General features: G+C 59.9%; 17 protein-coding genes. 9 read left to right on the top strand and 8 right to left on the bottom strand.

Translation table 11 applies throughout. The annotated features are described in order from the left end of the window. Positions 1 to 9 precede the first annotated feature (9 nt). The 4 genes from NVV94_RS10105 to sohB all read right to left on the bottom strand — a co-directional run bounded on the left by NVV94_RS10105 (position 10) and on the right by sohB (position 10,530). Complete coding sequence (locus NVV94_RS10105) at positions 10 to 2,568, bottom strand: leucine-rich repeat domain-containing protein (protein ID WP_258447025.1); 2,559 nt, start codon at positions 2,566 to 2,568, stop codon at positions 10 to 12. Positions 2,569 to 2,627: 59 nt separating this feature from the next. Beyond that, on the bottom strand, positions 2,628 to 4,763 hold the full coding sequence (locus tag NVV94_RS10100; RefSeq protein ID WP_258447024.1) for a dermonecrotic toxin domain-containing protein: 2,136 nt from the start codon (positions 4,761 to 4,763) through the stop codon (positions 2,628 to 2,630). A 176-nt stretch (positions 4,764 to 4,939) separates the two neighbouring features. Then, on the bottom strand, positions 4,940 to 9,424 hold the full coding sequence (locus NVV94_RS10095; protein WP_258447023.1) for an NEL-type E3 ubiquitin ligase domain-containing protein: 4,485 nt from the start codon (positions 9,422 to 9,424) through the stop codon (positions 4,940 to 4,942). A gap of 83 nt (positions 9,425 to 9,507) precedes the next feature. Then, positions 9,508 to 10,530, bottom strand: a complete 1,023-nt coding sequence (sohB, locus tag NVV94_RS10090; protein WP_258447022.1) for a protease SohB — start codon at positions 10,528 to 10,530, stop codon at positions 9,508 to 9,510. A gap of 208 nt (positions 10,531 to 10,738) precedes the next feature. Here sohB and NVV94_RS10085 point away from each other — a divergent pair, with 208 nt between their 5' ends. From NVV94_RS10085 to NVV94_RS10065, 5 genes are all read left to right on the top strand, one after another. Beyond that, on the top strand, positions 10,739 to 11,449 hold the full coding sequence (locus NVV94_RS10085; RefSeq protein ID WP_258447021.1) for a histidine phosphatase family protein: 711 nt from the start codon (positions 10,739 to 10,741) through the stop codon (positions 11,447 to 11,449). A 56-nt stretch (positions 11,450 to 11,505) separates the two neighbouring features. Then, positions 11,506 to 11,820: an SCP2 sterol-binding domain-containing protein gene (locus NVV94_RS10080; protein WP_258447020.1), complete on the top strand. Its 315-nt coding sequence runs from the start codon at positions 11,506 to 11,508 to the stop codon at positions 11,818 to 11,820. 195 nt (positions 11,821 to 12,015) lie between these two features. Continuing rightward, the gene (locus NVV94_RS10075) at positions 12,016 to 13,083 is read left to right on the top strand and encodes a phosphotransferase family protein (RefSeq protein WP_258447019.1); all 1,068 of its coding nucleotides are present in this window, start codon (positions 12,016 to 12,018) and stop codon (positions 13,081 to 13,083) included. Positions 13,084 to 13,107: 24 nt separating this feature from the next. Then, positions 13,108 to 13,875, top strand: a complete 768-nt coding sequence (locus NVV94_RS10070; RefSeq protein ID WP_258447018.1) for an SDR family oxidoreductase — start codon at positions 13,108 to 13,110, stop codon at positions 13,873 to 13,875. A 185-nt stretch (positions 13,876 to 14,060) separates the two neighbouring features. Continuing rightward, positions 14,061 to 14,840 (top strand): TSUP family transporter, encoded by a 780-nt coding sequence (locus NVV94_RS10065; RefSeq protein ID WP_258447017.1) that lies wholly within the window; start codon positions 14,061 to 14,063, stop codon positions 14,838 to 14,840. On the opposite strand, the gene nudC is transcribed toward NVV94_RS10065, so the two are convergent. Together nudC and NVV94_RS10055 are read right to left on the bottom strand one after the other, a co-directional pair. Continuing rightward, positions 14,808 to 15,638, bottom strand: a complete 831-nt coding sequence (gene nudC, locus NVV94_RS10060; RefSeq protein ID WP_258447016.1) for an NAD(+) diphosphatase — start codon at positions 15,636 to 15,638, stop codon at positions 14,808 to 14,810. The genes NVV94_RS10065 and nudC overlap by 33 nt on opposite strands. Positions 15,639 to 15,677: 39 nt before the next feature. After that, positions 15,678 to 16,490 (bottom strand): crotonase/enoyl-CoA hydratase family protein, encoded by an 813-nt coding sequence (locus NVV94_RS10055; protein ID WP_258447015.1) that lies wholly within the window; start codon positions 16,488 to 16,490, stop codon positions 15,678 to 15,680. 158 nt (positions 16,491 to 16,648) lie between these two features. Here NVV94_RS10055 and nhaB point away from each other — a divergent pair, with 158 nt between their 5' ends. Beyond that, positions 16,649 to 18,151 carry a sodium/proton antiporter NhaB gene (nhaB, locus tag NVV94_RS10050; protein ID WP_258447014.1) on the top strand — a complete coding sequence of 501 codons (1,503 nt, stop codon included), beginning with the start codon at positions 16,649 to 16,651 and terminating at the stop codon, positions 18,149 to 18,151. Between the two features lie 62 nt (positions 18,152 to 18,213). Here nhaB and zwf read toward each other — a convergent pair whose 3' ends face one another. Both zwf and gnd read right to left on the bottom strand, forming a co-directional pair. Further along, the gene (gene zwf / locus NVV94_RS10045) at positions 18,214 to 19,713 is read right to left on the bottom strand and encodes a glucose-6-phosphate dehydrogenase (protein ID WP_258447013.1); all 1,500 of its coding nucleotides are present in this window, start codon (positions 19,711 to 19,713) and stop codon (positions 18,214 to 18,216) included. Next, positions 19,710 to 20,687 (bottom strand): phosphogluconate dehydrogenase (NAD(+)-dependent, decarboxylating), encoded by a 978-nt coding sequence (gene gnd / locus NVV94_RS10040; RefSeq protein WP_258447012.1) that lies wholly within the window; start codon positions 20,685 to 20,687, stop codon positions 19,710 to 19,712. The genes zwf and gnd overlap by 4 nt, the downstream gene beginning before the upstream one ends. 263 nt (positions 20,688 to 20,950) lie before the next feature. Between gnd and NVV94_RS10035 the strand changes: the two genes are divergently transcribed. The 3 genes from NVV94_RS10035 to NVV94_RS10025 all read left to right on the top strand — a co-directional run bounded on the left by NVV94_RS10035 (position 20,951) and on the right by NVV94_RS10025 (position 24,125). Then, complete coding sequence (locus tag NVV94_RS10035) at positions 20,951 to 21,130, top strand: DUF6026 family protein (protein WP_258447011.1); 180 nt, start codon at positions 20,951 to 20,953, stop codon at positions 21,128 to 21,130. 240 nt (positions 21,131 to 21,370) lie between these two features. Continuing rightward, positions 21,371 to 21,814 (top strand): SgcJ/EcaC family oxidoreductase, encoded by a 444-nt coding sequence (locus NVV94_RS10030; RefSeq protein WP_258447010.1) that lies wholly within the window; start codon positions 21,371 to 21,373, stop codon positions 21,812 to 21,814. Positions 21,815 to 21,995: 181 nt separating this feature from the next. After that, entirely contained in the window at positions 21,996 to 24,125 is a 2,130-nt protein-coding gene (locus tag NVV94_RS10025) for a TonB-dependent receptor family protein (RefSeq protein ID WP_408733460.1), read from the top strand. Positions 24,126 to 24,136 lie beyond the last annotated feature (11 nt).

Raw genomic sequence — 24,136 nt, 5'->3', positions numbered from 1 at the left:
CGCTCTCTGCTAGCCTTGCCCCTGCAGCTGCTGATAAATCTGCTGGGTCAAACTCTCCTGTAGCGCTTTGTGCTCGGCAGCAATCCTCTTGGCCTCGCTGTTGTAGTGATTTTCATTGATTTCTTCGCTCATGACCTGAGCCTCCAACGCTGTGAACTCCTGATCCAATTCAGCGAAACGCGTTGACAGTGTATTCAGGTGCCGGACCCAGTAGTCATTACCTACTATTGCCTCCAGCCCTTCTGGCGAACCGGCATCCAATGTCAGCAAACGAACGGCCACCCCCTCGATATGCTCGTCCAGCACATCGAAAGCAGCCGGGTCGGCCAGATCAACATCAATGTCTTCATCGGGCCGCGGCGCTTCGGGCATCCACAGTCGTGGTTCGGTTGAGGCGGCTCCACGAATGGTTTGCACGATCACCTCGCGTGTATACGGATACGCTGGCGGCTGAACATAGTCCTCAAACAGCAACCTGATCCATTCATCGATATAGGGCAGACGGATAAAGCCAGTCACCCGTTCCAGCAGGCGAAGACTCTGCTGCGCTGGCGGCACATCCGAGAAAACCCGGGCCACGCGCATCTTTTGTTCGATATCGATGAATGCCGGCTTTTTCAAGCCATAGACTTCTGTGCGAGCCGCTTGCGACCCCTCCAGCCATATCAGCACCTCGTCGACGCGCCGACGCAGCGTTTGTTCGGCGACACGGAATGTCACCGTCTCGGACAGGTTGGCCAACGCACGGAACAACGCCCGTGAACCTGACTGTCGCAAGCCATGCCAACGCTGCAACGATTGTGGATCGACGGAGTCGGCGAAGTTGAGCGGGTCCTTGCCGGCCTCCTCATCCAGGTCGATACCGCGGGCATTGTAATAGGCGTCGACCTGCTCCATGGCCTGTTCACCCAGAGGGTTTTCCCCAAGATCCAGGGCACGGCCGATATTGACGGGGAGTTCGGACAAGTTCGCAGGCAACTCCACGATAGCGTTCCTGAAGAGTTCGGCACGCTCCAGACGGCTCAATCGAGCGAGACCATCAGGGAGTTGCGTCAAATCGCATTCGGCCAGCTTAACGATTCTCAGGAGGCTCAACGCCGTTAAATCCGGGGCAACACCCAATGGGTTGCCCGCCAGGGCCAACGTATCCAATTGCACACAAGACGCCAGCCAATTCTGGCCTGCCGGGTCCAGCTCGATGCGGTTGCCGCGAAGGTCGAGAAGTTTCAATGGCGCCCCCTCTACATAAAATGGCAATCGAGTCAGGTCATTGCCGGAGGCGTACAACCATTGCACTCGCCTGAAACTGCGCAGCAATCGATCAGGCAATTGGGTCAAATCGTTGCCGCTGAGCTCAAGGCACAACACATGATCGAAAGAGGCGTCGAGCAATGGGAAATCGGCAAAGTCCTGGTCGGTCAGGTTACGGTCTGCCAGATCCAACATGGGCACGCCCTGCTGGCTGTCGAACTGGGTTACCTGCTGCCATGCCTTGCGGATTTGCTCGCTGATCCGTGCCCGCTTCCATTCGGTGCCGGCCCAGCCGGCCAGCCTGGTCTCAAGCCTGCGCCATTCCTCCGTCAGGTTATTGATTTCGTCGATGGGCACCGTACCGGCCTCCCGCCACAACGCGAAATCCCGCTCCCGTACGGCATCGCTGGCACCGGGAAACAAGCTCCGGTACTGGCGATGCGCATAGGGCTCGTTCACCGCGGCAGGCAAGTAAGAAAGCATGCGCCCCAAATTGCTACCGCCACCGGCGAGACGACCGGTGTAGGGCCATTGCGGTAGATCGTCGACACCGTATAGCCAGCGCTCGGCTTGCCCACGGTGCTTTTTCGCTACCTCAAGCACCAGGCTGCGCAGCCTGTCATGATCATGGAGTTGCACGTTGAGCGCGTCGCGCTGCGCATCCGGCAAGGCATGCAGCAGAGCCTTGAACAGGGTGTTGTCTTGCGCCGCCGGGGCCAATGACTGCAATGTCATGCTCCCCTCATAGGCGCGGTAGCCAGCGTTATTTTTGACGATGATGCGCTTGACCGGCGCCCCGACTTTGCCGGCCCTGCCCAGGATCGGTCCGACAGAACTTCCCCCACGCAGCTCCAGGCCCATCTGCGGCGACCAGCCCTCGAGCCTGCTCAGGCAAGCCAGAATCAGGCGGTCGCTGTCGGCCTCGGCGATCGAGGGAAAATATAGCCCCTCATACACGCGAACCATCACACTATCTCCGTTCATTTCAGCCGCCAGGGTGCGCAGCTGCTCGGGCATCTCCAACAGGCTGCCCCACCCATTGCGCTCTGCCTGCGGCAGGCGCGCTATCAAGCGCCGGGCCAAAGGCTTGTCCAGCCGTGGAAAATGTTGGCGCACTATTCGGACCTGGTCATCAGCCTCGTCGGCACCGTTGTAGAGGCTCTCGAAGACATCCTTGCGTTTTAGTTCAAGCTGGCGGGCCAAAAGGTCGCGCAGGCTCGGAACACGCTCGGCAACGGGTACGGAGTCGCCCAACAATCCGTTGATTTCCCCGGAGTCAAGCTCGCCCAAAATCGCCTCGGCCAACTTGCCTGACACAAGATCCGAGAACAGGACTCTAACCGGGCGGTACGTGTTCGTCCCCGCCGCTGGGTAGGTTACGGCTTTCTCCCCCCATAACTCCGGACCTTTGAAGATTTCCAGGTTTCGTCCCGGCGGCCATCCAGCCAGCGAGGGCGCCAAGACGGGGGCGAAGGCCGCGAATTGACCGGATCACCATTGCGCGTGAAGCGAATCAGGCGATCCACTTCACCCAGGTTTTTCATGCGCTCAAGCGTGTCGGCCAACAACGGTGGCACCGGTTGTTGTTCGACCTGCATCATGCGTAGCGCTTCGTCGCGGGTGTCACTGATGTACGCTGCCAGTTCCAGCTCGGCATCGGTCAGGCCATCGGTGACGGGCCCGATCCGGCGCAATAATTTCGCCCGCGACCAACTGGCGGGATGCTCACCCTCGGACAGCCAACTACCTGCGCTATTGGAAGACAGCTTTGGAGAGTACGCCGCATTGTCCTTGGCTTTAATCACCCACTGCCCAGTGCGCTCATCCAGGACCTGTTCAAAGAGTCGCTCGTTTAGTCGAACGAAATACCGACCTCGGTGCTCATACTGTCCTCGTGCATTGGGCTCCAGATCCTTGGGCAGGTCATGGTCGCTCTCATAACCTGCCAGGGTCGGTTTCCACAAACGGGTGTCACCATCAGGCATCTCGACCGGCACCAGCCCATCGACGAAATCGCAAGCTTTGAGCGCAGGCCCCACGGTGTGAGCGATCGCACCGATCGTCGCGATAGCCGCGACGTTGATGGCAACCGACTCCAGGTGCGCAACGGCCTGCTCTTTTTCGTTCGCTTCCCAGGCTTCGATACCGTGAAAGATATCCCCCATCAACTGCGCCCCCATGACCGTCAGCATCACTTCGCCTAAACCCGGCACGAAAAAGGCGGCGATGTTCAAGACATCAAGCCCGGCATCCAGAGAGTGTTCCAATGCGTTCAGCCAGGCTTCGTGATCACTTTTGCTGGTCGGTACTGCCAGCGCCTGGGCATCGTCTTTGGCCTTGGCCACCATGCGCTTGTACAAGGTATCGAACAGCTCGCCCGTGATCGGTGACTCCACCAGCGCGCCTTGGCCCTTGAACGCTTCATCTGCCTTGAGCTTGTTGAAGAACTCCGACTGCAGGCGCCTGGGCACGAAACGACTGAAGAAGCGTTGATACGCAGGGTCCTGTAAACGCGCCTTAAGGTCCAGGTAAAAGGCCGCTCTGAAGGGGTACTCCTTGAGCGGGAATTGCGGATCGCCCGGCAGATAGATGATGCAGGGCGTCGGGCCTGAGATGTCGGTAGGGGCCTCGCCGATCACCAGGATATCGCTCAATGCCACGCCTGACAGTTGCAATTGGCTGCAGCGCACAGGCGTGCCCCCCTCTACCGAAGCGGGGGGCGACCTGCCCAGCAATGCCATAAGCCTGGCATGGGCCTCTTCACTGATACGCGCCTTCATGCGTGCGGTATGCACCTGCACTTCCATGGCGTCCCTGGTGGCACTTGTCAGGGCCTGGCTCAGGGTTGTGGAAGTCGTCGGCGAGTCGAAGACCGAGGCCAGATGATCCTGATATTGCTGGCCCAGGTCCAATGTCCGACAAAACAGCGCGAATTGCCGAGGTGTAATCGAAAGTTTGGCCGTATACCGGATGGAATCGCTCGCGCGGCGCTCGGGATCGACTGTATCGGGGAAAGGGGCCAATGCACCCATCGGTGTCAGCGCGCTGTAGGTGTCATACCGCAGCGCCTGGGCATCTGCTGCTTCGAAGTTCTGCAAGGCCGTCTGCAGCAATGACTGCCTGGAGATCAACACCTCGCTGAGTTTGTCAATTCGCCATGACGCATCCTCACGCAGGCGCACAAACTCATTGGCGTTGACATCCAGCGTGAGGCCGTACGTTGTTCGGATGGCTTGCACCAGCAAAGGTTCGGCAAACTCAGTGATGCCCTTGAGCCCAACGAGTGCATGTGCCGCCGCCCGGTGGGAAGCATCACTTCGCGCCTTGCAGTCGAGCAGCGCCTGGCGCAGTGCAGGGTTGGCACTCATAAACCAGTCAGGTTCACCTACGGGCGACTGGCTTTGATGCAACGCTTTGATGGCGTCGGGGTGAGCGTGTTTGACCCAGAGGGGGATCTTGCTCCTGATGAATGAAGTGTGGACGCCCGGGTCCACTGCTTGTGATTGAGTCATGATGCATGCCTTCAAGGACTGTTTGGAGGCATCAGAAAACCACAGCGGCGCCGGCCAAGTGCCTTACATAAGTATCCCCTGGAACCACTGCCTGTTCCAACGGGCCGCTACTAAAACGCCTTGAATGCCGGGCTTGATGCCGGCATTCAAGGCGCGGGGCTATTGGCGATGAGCACTCAAAGCTCTGTGATTTCGATCTCCGGCTCAGCCTCGTCCATTGCCTTGCGGGTCAGCTCGTCAATCAGCTTTTCAATGTCAGCCTTGCGTTTTGCATTCAACGCTTCAATCTTTTTCAAATAGCCATCGCTTGTCATCGTCTGACTGTCTTCATCCAGTGCCGCCAAACGATTGTGAAACGGCCGATTGACCTGCTCGAAACGCTCGGCGTATCTCCTCTCCAGAAACGCGCGCCAGAAATCTCGCTGACAAATCGACGCAAATCGTGCAGTGGTTTGCTCGTTCGCCAGAACCGTGGCTTCTGCTGCATCGAGCATCGTCTGGCTGACGTTTGCAATCTGCGTAAACCGCGCGGCCGATGGTTGCCCTGGCAATCCCAGCACCTCACGAAGGCCTACGCGGTAAGCCAGTCGAACCTCTACCTCATCGAGCCCGGGGTTGGCCTTGATCCGCGCGGCAATATCTTTTGCGGCAATACTGTCGACCTCATCCAGACGGTACAGACGGCCGGCCAGATCCAACAGCCCAAACTGGGATTGGGCTTCGTCCGCTGCCCGCGTGGCGTTGTATACCAGCGCCCGAACTTCCAGTTGACTGAACACCAACGATACGCCGTCGGCACAGGTTTCAGGATGCGCCGACAGGTTGAACAACTCCGCCCGCAAGGCAGTACTGTCAGTTATCTCGTCAATCATTCGCCAGACGCGTAATTTCAGGTCTGCGTAGCCATTGCCCTGAAACTCTCCACTTTCACCCAACCTGCCGAGAATCCTGAAGAAGTCGGCTGAAGCCGGTTCAGCAACGAGCGCATCCCATCGTTGGGTTTTCAACGCAACCTGCTCGACAGGCTCGTCCCGCAACCAGCGAGTGACCGGGCGAACAGGCGCTGCGGCCATGATCGGTGCACGAGCCGGGACAATGCCCAGCGTAATACCGGTGCGCTGCCGATACTCAGCCAACAGCTGTAAACTCCGGGGCGTCAGCGGGTTGCCATCCAGATAGGTGACGCGATTGACCCGGGCAACGACCTCGGCGCCTTCCGGCAGTGGGTTCAACACGGCCTCAGGCAAGGTTTGAATCTGGTTGTCGCGCAGGTCGAGCCAATCCAATAGCGTTGGCTGCTGAATTTCGAAAATCCCGGTTGGCCAGCGGTCGATCCCGGTGGCGCGTACGGTCAGTCCACGCAAGTCCGTCATCAGGCTGACGTCCGGCACTTGCTCCAATGGGTTGTAATCGAGCATCAGGACTTTCAGCCCGGTCATTGCACGCAGTTGCCCCACACTTTGCGGAGTCAGGCGAATTCGATTGTGTTGCAGGCGCAATTTGGTCAACCCCGCCATGTCGCTGATGGCAGGCGGGAGATCAGTCAAGTTGTTGTTTGCCATATCGAGCCAGCGAAGCTGGGGGAAGCGCCTCAAGAAAGCATCCGGCGACCGGAACAACCGCATATTGCTCAACGACAAGGATCCCACATGACTGAAGTCAGCCGTCAGCTCCGGAAGTGGCCCCAAGGTATGGAAGGACAGGTCGAGCTCATGGCCGATAAACCGGTCATCGCCACTGTACAGCCGCCGGGTTTGTCGCTGCCAGCAACGCTTGATGCTGTCGGCGACCTGACGCCTGCTGTGCTCTGAAACCGCCTGGATATGCGTCTCGCTGTATTGGTGCCAGGCAGGTCTTTGTACCCAGGAATCCAGATCCCCGCTCAATGCATCGAATTCAGCTTCAAGCCTCAACAATTCCTCGCCCGTCTGCGCCTCCGAAAGCCCAAGCGCGGTCAAGAACTCCTCGGCTTGAGTTGCCGTGAAACCGGGATAAAGCCGGCTGACCCTGCTCAGCAGCACCGCTCGCGTGGTGACCGCCCCTCGCCCGCTCAAGGGATAGCCCAAACGCCCGCCCGCCACACGCGTTGGCATCTGGAGCCCGGAGCTTGTCGCACGCTGCCCGAGCGCTCGCGCGGCGCGGCCACGATCCTTCACTGCCAGCTCTGCGACTGCCTGGCGCAGCTTCTGGCTTTCATGAATGTCATACCCCAATGCCAGACGTTGTGCATCGGGCAGCGCATGCAAAATAGAAGGAAACAGGTTATTGCCGGTGTCAGCCAGGGCATTGAGCGAATTGCCATTGCCGTCAAATGCCCGATACCCCCCAGCCTCCTTGACCAGGTACCTCACCACAGAGGCATCACGGCTTCCTGCGCTATCGAGCAGTCGCCCTTCAGCGCTGTCCTTGCGCACCTCAAGACGGATATCTTTTGACCAGCCGGGCAATTGTTCGAGCATGCGCAACGCCAGCGTATCGCTATCTACCACGTGCAGGCTCTCAACGTACAAGCCCGCATAAGCGCGATTCAGACGTACCTGCTGCAAATACCCCCGAGCCTCTTCTGCCAGACGCAGCGGTACGCGTTTACTGCCGCTCATCCGCTCTCGCTCAACGCCGCTGGCACGCTCGACCAATGCCTGCGCAACAGATCTCGGCAGGCCGGGAAAATCGCGCTCCAGGACCATCACGTCGACCGAAGCAGATGGCTGCGTTTGGCCTACGACTGGGTCCACCACCTCGCCAATCTCCAATCGCCGCAGCGTCTCGGCCAGCAATGGCGGCACAGCCTGGCGATCGGCATGCATTTGCCGCAGCATGTCCTCATCGATGCCACTGATCCTGAAGGCCTGCTCCAGTTGCGCATCCGTCAGGGCGCCCACCGAGTGGCCGATGCGCCGCAGCAAGGTCGGCCGATCCCAGCTCAGCGGGTTTTCATGGGCCAGAAACCAGGCACCTTGACCGTTATGCTCGAGCAGCGGCTGGTAGGCTTCGGGATCGCCGGGATGTTTGATTTGCCATTGCTTGAGTTCGGCATTGTAAATCTGTTCATAGACTTTCCCTTGCAGCCGTATGTAGTGCTTGTTACCCAGCGTGTACTGTCCCTGGGCATTGACCGTGAACGGCGCAAGCTCGATGTCATGCTGATAAGGTGTCATATCCGGCTTCCACAGACGCTGCTGGCCATTGGGCAGCCTGACCGTCTCCAGGCGATCGGTAAAACCCACGCCTTCGGCCGGCAGCACAGACTCGCCAGCACCATGGAGGCTACCCAGGGCGGCCAGCAGGGCAAGGTTTTGCACCACCCCCATCAAGTACCCCAGCGCCAGGTCTGTCTCGCCGGCTTCCCAGGCTTCTACCCCGTGAAAGAAGGCCCCGAGCAACTGCGCTGCGGCCACCGGCATCATCACCAACCCCAGCACCGGCACGAACAGGGCAGCCGTGTTGACCACATTCAGGCCCACTTCCAGCCATTGTTCCAGGCGCGTCAAACGTTCGCTGGCATCGATGTCTTCGGTCGGTACCGCCAGCACCCGCGCGTCATCCCTTATCCGCGCCAGATGCTGGTCGAAACACTTGCGAAAGAGATTGCCTTCAATACGATGTTCATTCAGGTCAAGCCGTACCTGCGAGGTATCCACAGGCACAATTGATTGGTCTGATGTCACCTGGTATGCATTGAAAAGCTGCTCGATTTTTTGCAGGTACGCGCCCCGGTTGCGCTGGCCGACAAATCGGCTGAAATACGCTTGGTAAGTACGCTCTCGCAGGCGCCCACGCAGGACCTGCATAAAGGCGCCGCGCGAAGAGTAATGACGCAGCGCACCATTCACGTCTTCGGGGATATACACCAGGCAGGGTTGTATTCCGTCGGCATCTGCCGCTTCGACTTCAAACAGCAGCAACTCATCGAGCGCCAGCCCCCACAGACTCAACCGATACACCCTGAACACCGGTCCCGGGCGAAACTGCAAGCCTGCCAGCAACGCGTCATGAGCCTGTTGCCCGATGTGCCCCTGGAGCACGGCCAGAGAGGCTTGCACCGCCAGGGCATCACGCTGGCAATGCATCACACTGGCTCGTAGATTGTTTTTGGCTGAATCCGACGCTTGGCCCGGCAGCGAGCCAGGCTCGAAAACCGTTGCCAGGTGTTCCTGATAGCGACGCCCCAGGTCCAGCTCTCGACAAACCCGGGCAAAGGCTTGCGCATCGATGGCCAGGCTATCGTCACCCTGGCGCAATTCGGTGCCAGCATCAAATGCTTCGTCCGCAACGAAGTTCTGCATTGCCGCCTGCAGCAGGCTTGGCGTCAGGACTTTGAGAACTGCGCCCGGACTGCTGGTGGCGACTCGCGAGCCGCGAATCAGATGAACAAAGGTGGAACCCTCAAGGTCAGGCTTGAGCCCGAACTCACGTTGCAGGGCTTCGGCGAGCAGCGGTTCGGCGAACGCCTTGAGGCCTTGCCAACCCGCCAGGGCCTGGCGTACTTCCCGCTTGCTGCGTTGGCTGCGCAGGATAGCAGCACGCAGTTGCTGGCGTTGCGCAGCGCAGGCGTTGCGTAACCAGTCAGGCAGGCGCTGCTGGATGAAATGATCGTGCACGCCCTCCGCTGTCGCGGCGGGCTGTGCTGTTGGAGTAGTGTTGCCTGGAGTTTCCAGCATGTCGTTTTGTCCTGATGACTTCTGTCGGAACCGTCATCTAAACGACATGCTGCCCACACGAGGGGCTATATATTTATGAGCATTTACCAGAAGCGCTGCTGCGTCAATTTGCTCCAGGCATTGACCACCAGCCGCTCGACCGAACTGCTGGCTGCCAGCCCGACACGCTCTTGCAGGCTCTTGCGCTCGGCGTAGTGCAGGTGGTGCAGATCGGCTTCCCTGGCGCGCTCGGAAAGGTATTCATCGCTGGTCTTCAATTCGTCGACCAGATGTTTGTTCAGCGCCGCGACGCCCAGCCAGACCTCACCGGTGGCCACTTCATTGATCGCCAATTGTGGCCGGTAGCGGGCAACGAAGTTCTTGAACAACTCATGGGTAACATCCAGGTCTTCCTGGAATTTTTCCCGGCCCTTCTCGGTGTTTTCGCCAAACACAGTCAAGGTGCGCTTGTATTCGCCCGCGGTCAGCACCTCGAAATCAATATCGTGCTTTTTCAGCAAACGGTTGACGTTGGGCAACTGCGCAACCACGCCGATCGAGCCAAGGATGGCAAACGGAGCACTGAGGATCTTCTCGCCGATGCACGCCATCATGTAACCGCCGCTTGCCGCCACCTTGTCGATGCACACGGTCAGCGGCACGCCGGCCTGGCGAATGCGCGCCAGTTGCGAAGCCGCCAGGCCATAGCTGTGGACCATGCCGCCGCCGCTTTCCAGACGCAGTACGACTTCGTCCCTTGGCGTGGCCAGGCTCAGCAAGGCGGTGATTTCATGTCGCAGGTGGTCGGTGGCTGTTGCCCTGATATCGCCATCGAAGTCGAGCACGAATACCCGCGATTTCGCCTCGGGCTTTTTCTTCTGCTTTTTCGCGGCCTTGCTCTGCTCCTTGCGCAGGGCCTTGAGCTGATCCTTCTCGAGCAGGCTCGATTCCAGGCGCTCGCGCAGATCCTTGTAGAAATCGTTGAGCCTGGTCACCTGCAACTGGCCGGCCGACTTGCGCCGACCTTTGCTGCGCAACGCGGCAGCCGTGGCCAGCACCACCAGGATGGCGATGACCAGGGTGACGGTTTTGGCCAAAAAGATGGCGTACTCGGCAAGAAACTCCACAGCTACTCCTCAGTCGCTTTGCGCCCCTCTGGGTAAAGGGCTAGGGTATGGCTCAAGCATACCGACGCGCCCTCGTGCCTGCCAGTTGCGAAACATCTGCTCGAAAGTTTCAAACGACAATTTCAAACAAGCGTATGTTTTTTATTGACAGGTCCAAGGCATCCCCCTAACCTCGCCAAACCTTTCAACGTACCGGGACGACGCGGACGTGGGCAGCATCTACCTGATTAGACATGGCCAGGCCTCCTTTGGTGCAGACGACTACGACGTGTTGTCGCCGGTGGGCATTCGCCAGTCCGAAGTACTGGGCGCACACTTGGCGCAACTGGGCCTGCGCTTCGATCGCTGCCTGGCCGGCGACCTGCGTCGCCAGCAGGACACGGCCAGGCATGCCCTTGAACAAGTCGCGGCTGCCGGCATCGAAGTGCCTGGCCTGGAAATCGACAGCGCCTTCGACGAGTTCGACGCCGACGCGGTAATCCGCGCATTGCTGCCGGCGCTGCTGCCCGAAGAGCCCGAAGCCCTGGACATTCTGCGCAATGCCGGGCAGAACCGCGGTGAATTCCAGCGCCTGTTCGCCTTGATCATTACCCGCTGGGTCAGCGGTACTTATGATACGCCAGGGCTGGACAGCTGGCTCGGCTTCGTCGAGCGCGTCCAGGCCGGCCTGCAGCGCATCCTGGATAAAGCCGAGCCTTCGCATGACATCGCGATCTTCACCTCCGGCGGTACCATCACCGCCCTGCTCCACCTGATCACCCAAATGACTGCCGCCCAGGCCTTCGAGCTGAACTGGCAGATCATCAACACCTCGCTCAACCGCCTGAGGTTTCGCGGTCGCGAGGTGGCCCTGGCTTCCTTCAACAGTCAAACCCATTTGCAACTGATGAAGGCGCCGGAACTCATCACTTACCGTTGAGTCCGGCTAATCGCGACCCTCGCCGGTCGCTGAACCACTTGAGATAGGATCGAACCATGACCTCTGTAGCTGATGCCATTCAAGCAATGAAAGCCAAGTTCAACCCAGCCGCTGCTGCAGGCCTGGACCTGGTGTTTGGTTTTCGCATCGACGAAGAAAAGAACTTCTCCCTGATCGTCAAGGACAGCACTTGCGAACTGAAAGACGGTGAGAACCCTGACGCCCAGGTGACCCTGGTCATGGACGGCGAAACCCTCAAAGGCATCGTCAGCGGCGAGACCGACGGCATGCAGGCCTTCATGGGCGGCAAGCTGCGCGCCGAAGGCGACATGATGCTGGCGATGAAGCTGAGCGAGCTGTTCCCGGCCTGAGCCGTAACGCCGGATGCAAAAAAACCGAAGCCTTGAGTGCTTCGGTTTTTTTTTGCACCCCATTGGCCGGCAGCTCATCAAGAACGCTGATTGACCTGCAACACGCTCACCAATAAGGCCGCTGGGCGCTTGTGAGTACAGGGCCTGCGAATTAGATTAGCCAATAATCTCTGGCCTCAATCATAAGGGATAAGCATGTCGCTTACTGACCAGTCCACCCGCATTCGCGCAGGCGAAGAACTCGATGCCAGTCTGATCGACCCCTACCTCAAGGCGCATATTCCGGGCCTTGAGGGAACGCCGGTGATCAGCCAGTTTCCCGGTGGCGCCTCGAACCTCACTTACCTGCTCCAATACCCGAAGCAGGAGTTCGTGCTGCGCCGCCCGCCCTTTGGCCACAAGGCCAAGTCCGCCCACGACATGGGCCGCGAGTACCGCATTCTCAACCAACTCAACAGTGGCTTCCCCTACTGCCCCAAGGCTTACATGCATTGCACCGACGAATCGGTGATCGGTGCCGAGTTCTACGTGATGGAGCGGGTCAAGGGGATTATCCTGCGCTCGGACCTGCCGCCGGAACTGGGCCTCGATGCAGCCCGCACCGAAGCCCTGTGCAAGAGCTTCATCGACAAGTTGGTCGAGCTGCACCAGGTGGATTACAAGGCCTGTGGCCTGGCCGACCTGGGCAAGCCGGAGGGTTATGTACAGCGCCAGATCAACGGCTGGAGCGATCGCTACGACAAGGCGCTGACACCCGACGCGCCGAGCTGGGAAGCGGTCAAGGCCTGGCTCAAGGACAAGATGCCCGCCGACCATCACCAGCCGAGCATCGTGCACAACGACTACCGCTTCGACAACGTGATCCTCGACCCGGGCAACCCCATGCAGATCATTGGTGTGCTGGACTGGGAACTGACCACGATCGGCGACCCGCTGATGGACCTGGGCAACACCCTGGCCTACTGGATCGAAGCCGATGACCCCGCGCCCGTGCAACTGATGCGCCGCCAGCCCAGCCATGCCCCGGGCATGCTGACCCGCCGTCAGTTCGTCGACTATTACGCCGAGCGCTCGGGCATCGCGATCGGCAATTACGATTTCTACTACACCTACGGCCTGTTCCGTCTGGCCGGGATCGTCCAGCAGATCTACTACCGTTTCTACCACGGCCAGACCCAGGACAAACGCTTCGCGCAGTTCATCCAGATGAACAAGCTACTGGAGCAGATGAGCCTGCAAGTCATCAACAAATCCAGCCTCTGACAGCCATTACAACAAGGAAAAACCATGTCCAAGACTCAGTTGTTCGACCTCGATGGCAAGATCGCATTCGTCTCCGGCGCCAGCCGCGGCATCGGTGAGGCGATCGCCAAACTGCTGGCCCAGCAAGGCGCCCACGTGATCGTTTCGAGCCGCAAGCTCGAAGGCTGCCAGCATGTTGCCGATGCGATCATTGCCGAGGGCGGCAAGGCCACCGCGGTGGCCTGCCACATTGGCGAGATGGAACAGATCAGCAAGGTCTTCGCCGGCATTCGCGAGCAGTTCGGGCGACTGGATATCCTGGTCAACAACGCAGCGACCAACCCGCAGTTCTGCAACGTGCTGGATACCGACCTGAGCGCCTTCCAGAAGACCGTCGACGTCAATATCCGCGGCTACTTCTTCATGTCGGTCGAAGCCGGCAAACTGATGCGCGAGCACGGTGGCGGCAGCATCATCAACGTGGCGTCGATCAATGGCGTTTCGCCGGGCGAATTCCAGGGCATCTATTCGATGACCAAGGCTGCCGTGATCAACATGACCAAGGTTTTTGCCAAGGAGTGCGCGCAGTTCGGCATTCGTTGCAATGCGCTGTTGCCGGGTTTGACCGATACCAAGTTTGCTTCGGCGCTGGTCAAGAACGATGCGATCCTCAATACCGCGCTGCAGCAGATTCCATTGAAACGTGTTGCTGCGCCGAGTGAGATGGCGGGGGCTGTGTTGTACCTGGCCAGTGATGCTTCGAGCTATACCACGGGTGTGTCGTTGAATGTGGACGGTGGGTTTCTGTCTTAAGGGCCTCATCGCTGGCAAGCCAGCTCCCACAGAGTCAGAGGCGTTCATAAGATTGTGGGCTGACACTGATTCCCTGTGGGAGCTGGCTTGCCAGCGATTCGGGCGCGCAGCGGCCGCGCTTTTTTGGGTAGAATACTCGGCTTTACGCGCAGCCATTCTGCGCCCTGCCGAATAAGCCCATCCCCATGCCTTTCGAACTCAGCGTCGACCTGACCACCCTCGCCATTCTCGCCGCCGTGGCCTTTGTCGCCGGCTTCATCGACGCCATCGCCGGCGGCGGTGGTCTATTGACCATCCCAGCGCTGCTGACTGCCGGCCTGCCACCGCACCTGGTGCTGGGCACCAACAAGCTCAGCTCGACCTTCGGCTCGGCTACCGCCAGCGTCACCTTCTACCGGCGCAAGCTGTTCCACCCGGCGCAGTGGCGCCAGGCGCTGGTCGGCACTCTGGTGGGCTCGGCGATCGGTGCGGTCACGGCTCATTACCTGCCCGCCGAATGGCTAAACAAGATGCTGCCAGTGATTGTTTTCGGCTGCGGGGTCTACCTGCTGTTCGGCGGCACGCCCAAGGCGCCGCTGGATGCCGATGCGCCGATCAAGAAGAAATGGCAGTTCCCCCAGGGCTTCAGCCTGGGCTTCTATGACGGCGTGGCCGGCCCCGGTACCGGCGCATTCTGGACGGTCAGCAGCCTGCTGCTCTACCCCATCGACCTGGTCCGCGCCAGCGGCGTGGCGCGCAGCATGAACTTCGTCAGCAATGCAGCGGCCCTGACGGTGTTCATCCTTTCCGGTCAGGTCGACTGGCTGATCGGCCTGAGCATGGGCTCGGCATTGATGGTTGGCGCGTACTTCGGCGCACGCACCGCCATCAGCGGCGGCGCCAAGTTCATCCGCCCGGTGTTCATCACCGTCGTGTTGGGACTGACCATACGCCTAGCCTGGCAGCACTGGTTCAGCCAGGCCTGAACGCCGCGCCACATACAAGTCGATCAGGTAACGGGCGATCGAGCGCGATGCCGGCAGCGGTGGCAGCGCATCGATGCGAAACCACTGGGCATCCTCGATCTCGTCCGCCTGCGGCACGATCTCGCCACTGACATACTCGGCATGGAAGCCCAGCATCATCGAGTGCGGGAACGGCCAGCACTGGCTGCCCACATACTGGATATTGCCAACCTCGACCTGCACCTCTTCGCGCACTTCGCGAATCAGGCAAGCCTCGGCAGATTCGCCCGGTTCGGCAAAGCCGGCCAGGGTACTGTAGACCCCGGCGACGAAGCGCGGTGAACGTGCGAGCAGAACCTCGTCGCCACGCGTAATCAGCACGATCATGCTCGGCGCGATCCGCGGGTAGCAACGCAAATCGCAGGGTTCGCAATACATTGCGCGCTCGCGTGGCAACTGGGTCATGGAGGCACCGCAGCTACCGCAAAAGCGATGTTCGCGAGCCCAGGTGCCAATCTGCGCGGCGTAACCCAGCAGCTTGTAGGTATCGAAATCTCCTTGCAGCATGAACTGGCGCAAACCCTGCCAGGTGCAGCCCGGCAGGTCCTGCGGGTTTCTCAGTTCGAGCAGGTAGACCGGCTCGCCATCGAAATGACCGATGCCGTGCTCGCACAGTACATCCAGTTCCTGGCGCTTGAGCCATTCACGGGGGAACAGCACGCCATTGCCGTCGAGCAGAAAACCCTGAGAGCTACGGGCAACCGCCCAACCGCCGCCAACGATCGTATCCAGTACTGCAGTTATCCAACGCTCAGACATGTTCAGGTTCCTTGGTTGCAAGCCCCCGAAGCCGGCGCGTCAGTCGGCAAACTCCGGTTTCTGTTTGCTCATACTGGCGGCCATGGCCACGCGCAGGTCGGTCGACTGCAGCATGGCGGCATTCCAGGTCGCGATGTATTCGAGACCGTCGTCGATACGATGATCGCGCATATAGCTGATCATTTCCTTGGTGCCGGCGACAGCTATGGGTGATTTTCCTGCAATTTCACGGGCAATGGCAAAGACTCCGTCAAGCAGGCTGGCAGTGTCGGGCCAGGTGCGGTTGACCAGGCCGATGCTGCGCGCCTCGGCGGCATCGATGGTGCGCCCGGTATAGGCCAGTTCGCGCAACATGCCGTCGCCGATGATCCGCGGCAAGCGCTGCAGAGTGCCGACATCGGCGGCCATGCCCATGTCGATTTCCTTGATCGAGAATTGCGCGTCGTCGGCGGCGTAACGCATGTCGCAGGCTGCGATAAGGTCGATGGCACCGCCCAGGCAATAACCCTGGATGGCCGCCAGCACCGGTTTGCGGCAATTGTCGACGGCATTGAACGACGCCTGCATCTGCAGGATCTTGCGCCGCAGCAAACGGGCGTTACGGCCAACGTCCTTGCCCAGTTCATTGGCTACCGAGGCCAGCAGCATCAGGTCGATACCCGACGAGAAATGCTTGCCCGCGCCGCTCAGCACCACCACCCGCACCGCGTCGGTGTATTCGATCCACTGGAAGATGTCGACGATCTCGCTCCAGAACGCCGCGTTCATCGCGTTGATCTTTTCCGGACGGTTGATCTGGACATGAGCAATGTTGTCCGTCAGCTCTACTTTGAATGCCTGGTAATCGGCCACGTTTCAATCCTCGACAGTGGGTAGGGTAAATCGTCGAAGGACTATATCAAGGATGCCTCCAGCTTGAGGCAGCACTTGCGCCAAAACCGGGACTGCTTGATCTTCGCACGCGCATCGGGCAAGTTGCGCACCTTTTGAAATCCAAGGAAACATCTCCAATGCCCAGCTCATTGGTCCAAGCCTTTGCCCGCAACTTTCTGGGGTACTCTCCGCGCTGGTACAAAGCGACCATTGTCCTGTTCCTGATCATCAATCCCTTGCTGCTGTGGAGTGCAGGTCCCGTGGCGGCTGGCTGGGTTCTGGTCGCCGAGTTCATTTTCACCCTGGGCATGGCGCTAAAGTGCTACCCGCTGATGCCAGGCGGGCTGCTGATGGTCGAAGCCCTGTTGTTGAAAATGACGACGCCACAGGCCTTGTATGAAGAGCTGCAGCACAACTTCCCGGTGATCCTGCTGCTGATGTTCATGGTCGCCGGTATCTTCTTCATGAAGGACCTGTTGCTGTTTCTGTTCTCGCGACTGCTGCTGGGCGTTCGCTCCAAGAGCCTGCTGGCGTTGCTGTTCTGCTTCCTTTCGGCCTTCCTGTCGGCCTTTCTCGATGCCCTGACCGTGATTGCCGTGATCATCAGCGCCGCCGTGGGTTTCTATTCGGTGTATCACCGCGTCGCCTCGGGCAGCAACCCACGGGAAGAGTCGAATATCGACAGCGATCATGACATCGCCCACTTGCATCGCGAAGACCTGCAGCAGTTTCGCGCCTTCCTGCGCAGCCTGCTGATGCATGGCGCCGTGGGTACCGCGCTGGGCGGTGTCTGCACGCTGGTCGGCGAGCCGCAGAACCTGCTGATCGGTCATGAAATGGGTTGGAACTTCGGCGAATTTTTCCTGAAGATTGCTCCGGTTTCCCTGCCCGTGCTGGTCGCCGGCCTGATCACCTGCGTACTGCTGGAGAAACTGCGCTGGTTCGGCTATGGCACGCTGCTGCCGGATAACGTGCACAAGGTGCTGGCCGCGTATGCCGCCCAGGACAATGCCGAGCGTACTGCGCAACAGCGCGCTGCGTTGCTGGTACAAGGCCTGGCTGCCTTGATCCTGATCGTCGGCCTGGCGTTTCACATTGCCGAGGTAGGTCTGATCGGCCTGCTGGTGATCGTGCTGATCACGGCCTTTACCGGGATCACCGAAGAGCATCGAATCGGCCGGGCCTTCCAGGACGCCATGCCGTTCACTGCCCTGCTGGTGGTGTTCTTCGCCGTGGTGGCGGTCATTCATGATCAGCAGTTGTTCACCCCGTTGATCCAGGCCGTGCTGGCACTGCCTGCCCATCAACAGCCGGGTATGCTGTTTATCGCCAATGGCCTGCTGTCGGCGATCAGCGACAACGTGTTCGTCGCCACCATTTATATCACCGAAATCAAACAGGCCTTCCTGGCCGGGCACATGAGCCGGGAACACTTCGAGACCCTGGCCATCGCCGTCAACACCGGCACCAATCTGCCAAGCGTGGCGACCCCCAACGGCCAGGCGGCGTTTCTGTTTCTGCTGACCTCGGCCATCGCCCCGCTGGTGCGACTCTCCTATGGCCGGATGGTCTGGATGGCCCTGCCATACACCGTGGTGATGGGCGTGCTGGGCTGGTGGGCGGTCAGCTTCTGGCTCTGAAGCCAGCGGCTATCGGCTGCATTGTGCCCGGTCGCGGACCGGGCACTGTATGGCAGCGCCCCTTATCCGATACTGTGCCAGACGCGCCTATCCGGGGTAAGCAAGGCATCGGCCGCCTCCGGCCCATCCTCGCCAGCCGCGTACGGCTGGACCTCACCGCCTTCGCGCCAGGCATCGAGAAAGGGCTGTACCGCACGCCAGCCGTTCTCGATGTTGTCGGCACGCTGGAACAGCGTCTGGTCCCCCGTCAGGCAGTCGTAGATCAAGGTCTCGTAGCCGGTCGAGGGCTGCATCTGGAAATAATCCTTGTAGGCAAAACCCAGTTCGACGTTCGCCATCTCAAGCTTTTGCCCTGGTCGCTTGGCCTGCAGGTCGAACCACATGCCCTCGTTGGGCTGGATCTGGATCTTCAGGTAGTTGGGCTTCAAGCGCTCGACCTCGGTATCGCGAAACTGCGCATAGGGCGCAGGTTTGAAGCAGATAGCGATTTCGGTGTCGCGCACGCTCATGCGCTTGCCGGTGCGCAGGTAGAACGGCACCCCGACCCAGCGCCAATTATCGATCATCACCTTCAGGGCCACGTAGGTTTCGGTCTGGCTCTGCGGGTCAACCTTGGCCTCTTCGCGATAACCGGGCACTTGCTTGCCCCCGATCGTGCCCGCCGTGTATTGCCCGCGCACCGAGTTTTTCAGGGCCTGGGCCTTGGACCAGGGCCGGATCGCGCCGATCACCTTGGCCTTTTCGCCGCGTACCGCATCGGCACCGAACGCGGCGGGTGGCTCCATGGCGATCATGGCCAGGAGTTGAAACAGGTGATTGGGGACCATGTCGCACAAGGCGCCGGTGCTGTCATAAAAGCTGCCTCGGGTCTCGACCCCTACCGTTTCGGCCGCGGTGATCTGCACATGGTCGATGTAATGGTTGTTCCAGAAGGCTTCGAACAGTCCATTGGAGAAGCGGCTGACGAGGATGTTCTGCACCGTTTCCTTGCCCAGGTAATGGTCGATGCGATAGATCTGCTTCTCGCTCATCACCTTGAGCAGGCAGGCATTGAGTGCTTCGGCGGTGGGCAAATCGGAACCGAAAGGCTTTTCGACCACTACCCGCCGAAAGCCGTCGGGCTGTTCCTGGAGCAGCCCGGCGGCGCCGAGGTGCTGCACCACTTCGCTGAAAAACCGTGGCGAGGTGGCCAGGTAGAACACGGCATTGTCGGTTTGATGAGCCTTGATTTTCTTCGCGATGGTTGCGTACGTGGCCTCGTCGAGAAAGTCGCCGGTGATGTAGCTGATGCGCTTGGCCAGCTTGCTCCAGAGCCGGGCATCGAGCGCCTGGTCGCCTTTGCTGCGGCACTGCTCATGGATGAAGGTTTCCAGCTTGCCGGCGAATTCGGCGTCGCTGACTTCGTTATGATCGACCCCGACGATATGCAGGCCATTGTCCAGCAAGCCATCGCGACTGAGGTTGTACAGGGCTGGCATCAACAGGCGCTTGACCAGATCGCCGTGGGCGCCGAACAGAAACAGGGTGGTTGCAGGTGCCGCTTCAACGTTTGCTGTAGTCATTTAGGCGTCTCGACGTGGCCACCGAATCCGAAGCGCATGGCCGACAACAATTTGTCGCCATAGGTACTTTCCTGGCGCGAGCGGAACCTTGCAAACAGTGCACTGGACAACACGGGCACCGGCACGGCCTGTTCCACCGCTGCGTCGATGGTCCAGCGCCCTTCGCCACTGTCGGCGACCGCGCCGCTGTAGCCGGATAATTGCTGGTCACTGACCAGGGCATCGGCGGTCAAATCCAGCAGCCAGGACGACACCACGCTGCCGCGCCGCCAGACTTCAGCGATATCGGCCAGGTTCAGGTCGAAGCGCTGGTTTGACGGCAGGCTTTGCGAGGCCTTGGTCTTGAGTATGTCGAAACCCTCGGCATAGGCCTGCATCAGGCCGTACTCGATACCGTTGTGGATCATCTTGACGAAGTGACCGGCACCCGCTGGCCCTGCGTGGATATAGCCACGTTCGGCACGCTCCTCTGGCCCGCTGCGCCCGCGCGTGCGGGGAATATCGCCAACGCCTGGCGCCAGCGCATCGAACAGTGGATCGAGGCGCTCGAGCACCGCCTGCTCGCCACCGATCATCATGCAGTAGCCACGTTCCAGGCCCCACACGCCACCGGAAGTACCCACATCGACATAGTGGAGGTTCCGCCTGGCCAGGCTCGCGGCTCGACGAATATCGTCCTTGTAGAAGGTGTTGCCGCCATCGATTATCACATCGTCCGGCTCAAGCAAGGCGCTCAGTTGTTCGATGGTTTCTTCGGTCGGCGCGCCAGCCGGCAGCATGACCCAGACCGCTCGCGGCGTGGTCATTTGCTGGACCAGGTCGGCCAGGCTTTTCGCCCCCTTGGCCCCCTCTGCCTCCAACGCCGTGACCGATGACTGATTGCGATCGAAGACCATCGTCTCGTGCCCGCGCAGCAGCAGTCGTCTTGCGATGTTGCCGCCCATGCGGCCAAGTCCCACGATTCCCAGTTGCATATGCCGATGCTCCACTCGATACGATTGAAGGTGAGTTACGCAGGGCATCCCCTGGATACTCAGGTTAGTCCAGTACGAGCAGGAGAGCTTCTTGCGTACTCTACGCAGACGATTGCTACTAGCGCAGATTGAAAAAAGTAAAAAAGTTCCATAACAGCAAAAAAGAATTCAAACTTGCCCCCGATTGAGATTCGAGCCTGGGCACACTCAACGTTGCCAGCGTCTGCGATCTCGTTTGTGACAAGCCATTTGCGAGGTGTGCAATGGGTACAGTTCTGCCAGCAAGTCCTCCCCAAACCCTTTACGTCACTGTGCGCCGCGATGAATTGCGCCAGTTGAAGGACGAGCGCGACCAGCTCAGGCAACAGGTCGCACAGCTCAATAGGCTGCTGCAGCAAGCCCACGATCAGGGAGCCCTTGCTTCTACCGCGCTCCAGGCCTGACACGCAAAAGGCGACGCTCGCGTCGCCGTCAAAACCTTGCCCCGGTATGCAGGCCTTCTTTGGAGGAGGCCTTCGCTGCCTGATTCGGCAACATACTTTTCCTGTCACCAGATCCCCGTGTCCGCCCCCCTTTAACCGGCTTTTCATGTCCGATAGACTGTGGCCGCCTCTAGAATGGCCGACGTTTGTTCCGGCCAATGAATCCTTTGTTCAGGAATTGTCATGCTACGGATATCGGCCGTGTTTATTTCTTTGACCCTGCTCGGCACAGGCTCTGCCCAGGCCCAATCGCTGGCCATGCAGTGCCAGAGTGTCAGCCAGGACCAGGTCGTTGCGCTGTTCGAGCGCTGGAACGACACACTTAAAACCGGCGATGCAAAACAAGTTGCCGCGCTCTATGCAACCGATGCACTCCTGCTGCCCACTGTCTCCAAAACCCCCAGGCTGACATTCGACGAGAAGGTCGATTACTTTCAGCATTTCCTCAAGGATCGCCCCGTCGGCAGCCTCGACACCAGTCATGTCCAGATCGACTGCAACAGCGCCCACCATGCCGGCCTCTACACCTTCCGTTTCGCCGCCTCCGGCAAAGAGGTGAAGGCCCGCTATTCCTTCGCGTATCGCTGGGACGGGACGCAATGGCTGATTACCAGCCACCACTCCTCGCTGCTACCCGCCACCTGACCTTCACTCAGTAAATTCCCCCCCTGGTCACTTGCTATTTGCCCAGGCGAAACAAGGGGGGCAACCGGCATCAACCAGTAGTCACCAAATCCGTGTATTTGTAACTTATTCGTATTCACGTTCGAGACTTGTTCGCGTATAGTCGCGCCCAATGTTTTTTTATCGATCGGAGTACAACTCTGTGACACCTGCCTGCAAGCGCTCCAGCCTGGCCCTCAGCGTCGCTTTCGCTATTTCCCCCTATACCGTTAACGCAGCGGAAACACTGGAGTTGGCCCCATTGGCCGTCCAGGGCGACTGGCTCGGCGAAGCGGCAGCCGTAGATGTGCAGAACCATCCCGGTGCTCGTACTGTGATTCGAGAAGAAACCATTCATGAAAGCGCTGCCGTGCACCCACGGGAGCTGTTGCGCCGGGTTCCGGGCCTGCAGGTTCAGGAAAGCAACGGCACCGGCGGCAGCGACCTGGCGTTGAACGTCGGCGCTCGCGGGCTGACATCGCGCCTTTCGCCGCGCTCGACCATCCTGATCGACGGCGTGCCGATGGCCTTCGCACCCTATGGCCAGCCGCAGTTGTCGCTGGCACCGGTGGCGGTCGGCAACCTGCAGGCGATCGACGTGGTTCGCGGTGGCGGTTCGGTGCGCTATGGCCCACAAAACGTCGGCGGCATCATCAACTTCATCACCCGTGAGATCCCCACCGATCGTGCCGGCAGCGCCAGCATCACCTCCGAAGGCGCGGGCCATGGCGGGATCAAGACCAGCACCAGCGCGTTCCTCGGCGGCACCGCCGACAACGGCATGGGCGCGGCCCTGCTGTACTCGGGTGTCCGGGGCTCGGGCTTTCGCGATGACAACGACGGCACGCTGATCGACGATTTCATGCTCAAGAACAAATTCGCCTTGAGCGAAATCGACGAACTGGCCACCACCCTGCATTACTTCCGCGCCGACGCCGACATGCCCGGCGGCTTGTCCACCGCGCAGTTCGACGACGACCCGTACCAGTCCACCCGCCCGTACGATACCTTTGAAGGCGAGCGCAAGGACATCTCGATCAAGTACACCCGCACCCCGGACGAGCTGCGCACCTTCGAACTGAACTCCTACTATTACGAGAGTTACCGCGGCAGCAACATCGTCACCGTGCAGGCCAACCCGGCGCAGAACAAGCTGTTCTCATACCCGCGCGACTACCATGTATTCGGCATCGAACCGCGCTACTCGCAGTTGTTCTACTTCGGCGAAACCAGCCATGAAGTCGGCGTAGGCTACCGCTACATCGATGAAGGCATGCACGAAACCACCAAGAGCAGCCCCGCCTACCTGGCCGACGGCGGCAGCCCATACACCAGGCCCATGACCGTCACTGCCGATAATACCGGCGGCACCGAAGCCCACTCGGTGTATATCGACGACAAGATCAACGTCGGCAACTGGACCGTCACCCCCGGCCTGCGCTACGAGCGCGTGCGCACCACTTGGCACAGCCGCATAAAGGGCCTGAACCGCGAGGTCAATTACAATGAGCCACTGCCATCGCTGAACGTGATGTATCACCTGTCTGACGAATGGAAACTCTTCGCCAACTACAACACCTCCTTCGGCAGCCTGCAGTACTTCCAGGTTGGTCAGGACCCTTCGGGCGGGACCTATGGCAACGAAGTCGGGCCGGGCCTGGAGCCAGAGAAGGCCAAGACCTATGAAGTGGGTACGCGCTACAACAACGGCGTCTGGGGCGGCGAAGTCACCCTGTTCCGCATCGATTTCGACAGCCAGTTGCAGTACGTGAAACAGGACGGCTGGACTCAGCTCGGCGCCACCAGCCATACCGGCGTGGAAACCGCGCTGAACTACGACCTGGGCAGCCTCGACCCCGTCCTGAGCGGTCTGAGTGCCTACGCGACCTTTGCCTACACCAAGGCGATCTCGGAAAAAGGCGATTTTGCCGACAAGGACCTGGCCTTCTATTCCCGGCAAACCGCGACCCTCGGACTGCGCTATGAGCAAAACCGCTGGACCTGGAACCTCGATGGCTACGCCCAGTCGCAGCAGTACTCGCCGGGCGCGCCCGGGCCTGTGTACATCCGCGAGGAAAGCGCAGACGGCCGCTTCGGCGATATCCCGGGTTATGCCCTGTGGAATGTCCGTGGCGAATATGCCTTCGGCCCGCAGTTGTCGAACCTGACGCTCGGCGCCGGGATCAAGAACCTGTTCGGCAAGGAATACTTCACACGGTCGCTGGACAACAACTTCGGTAAATACATCGGCCAGCCGCGTACGCTGTTCGTACAGGCCAGCATCGCGTTCTAACCACAACGCAG

This window comes from Pseudomonas sp. LS1212 (genome assembly GCF_024741815.1).
Lineage (GTDB): Bacteria > Pseudomonadota > Gammaproteobacteria > Pseudomonadales > Pseudomonadaceae > Aquipseudomonas.
Note: the sequence above shows the minus strand (reverse complement) of the source record. Positions and strands in the feature narration are given on the sequence as shown.

What these genes read in the sequence shown, in the direction of transcription:
- NVV94_RS10065 (WP_258447017.1), top strand. Translation starts at nt 14,061, where the DNA reads ATGCCTTTCGAACTCAGCGTCGACCTGACCACCCTCGCCATTCTCGCC.
- NVV94_RS10095 (WP_258447023.1), bottom strand. Translation starts at nt 9,424, where the DNA reads ATGCTGGAAACTCCAGGCAACACTACTCCAACAGCACAGCCCGCCGCG.
- gnd (WP_258447012.1), bottom strand. Translation starts at nt 20,687, where the DNA reads ATGCAACTGGGAATCGTGGGACTTGGCCGCATGGGCGGCAACATCGCA.
- nhaB (WP_258447014.1), top strand. Translation starts at nt 16,649, where the DNA reads ATGCCCAGCTCATTGGTCCAAGCCTTTGCCCGCAACTTTCTGGGGTAC.
- NVV94_RS10080 (WP_258447020.1), top strand. Translation starts at nt 11,506, where the DNA reads ATGACCTCTGTAGCTGATGCCATTCAAGCAATGAAAGCCAAGTTCAAC.
- NVV94_RS10035 (WP_258447011.1), top strand. Translation starts at nt 20,951, where the DNA reads ATGGGTACAGTTCTGCCAGCAAGTCCTCCCCAAACCCTTTACGTCACT.
- nudC (WP_258447016.1), bottom strand. Translation starts at nt 15,638, where the DNA reads ATGTCTGAGCGTTGGATAACTGCAGTACTGGATACGATCGTTGGCGGC.
- zwf (WP_258447013.1), bottom strand. Translation starts at nt 19,713, where the DNA reads ATGACTACAGCAAACGTTGAAGCGGCACCTGCAACCACCCTGTTTCTG.
- NVV94_RS10075 (WP_258447019.1), top strand. Translation starts at nt 12,016, where the DNA reads ATGTCGCTTACTGACCAGTCCACCCGCATTCGCGCAGGCGAAGAACTC.
- NVV94_RS10070 (WP_258447018.1), top strand. Translation starts at nt 13,108, where the DNA reads ATGTCCAAGACTCAGTTGTTCGACCTCGATGGCAAGATCGCATTCGTC.
- NVV94_RS10100 (WP_258447024.1), bottom strand. Translation starts at nt 4,763, where the DNA reads ATGACTCAATCACAAGCAGTGGACCCGGGCGTCCACACTTCATTCATC.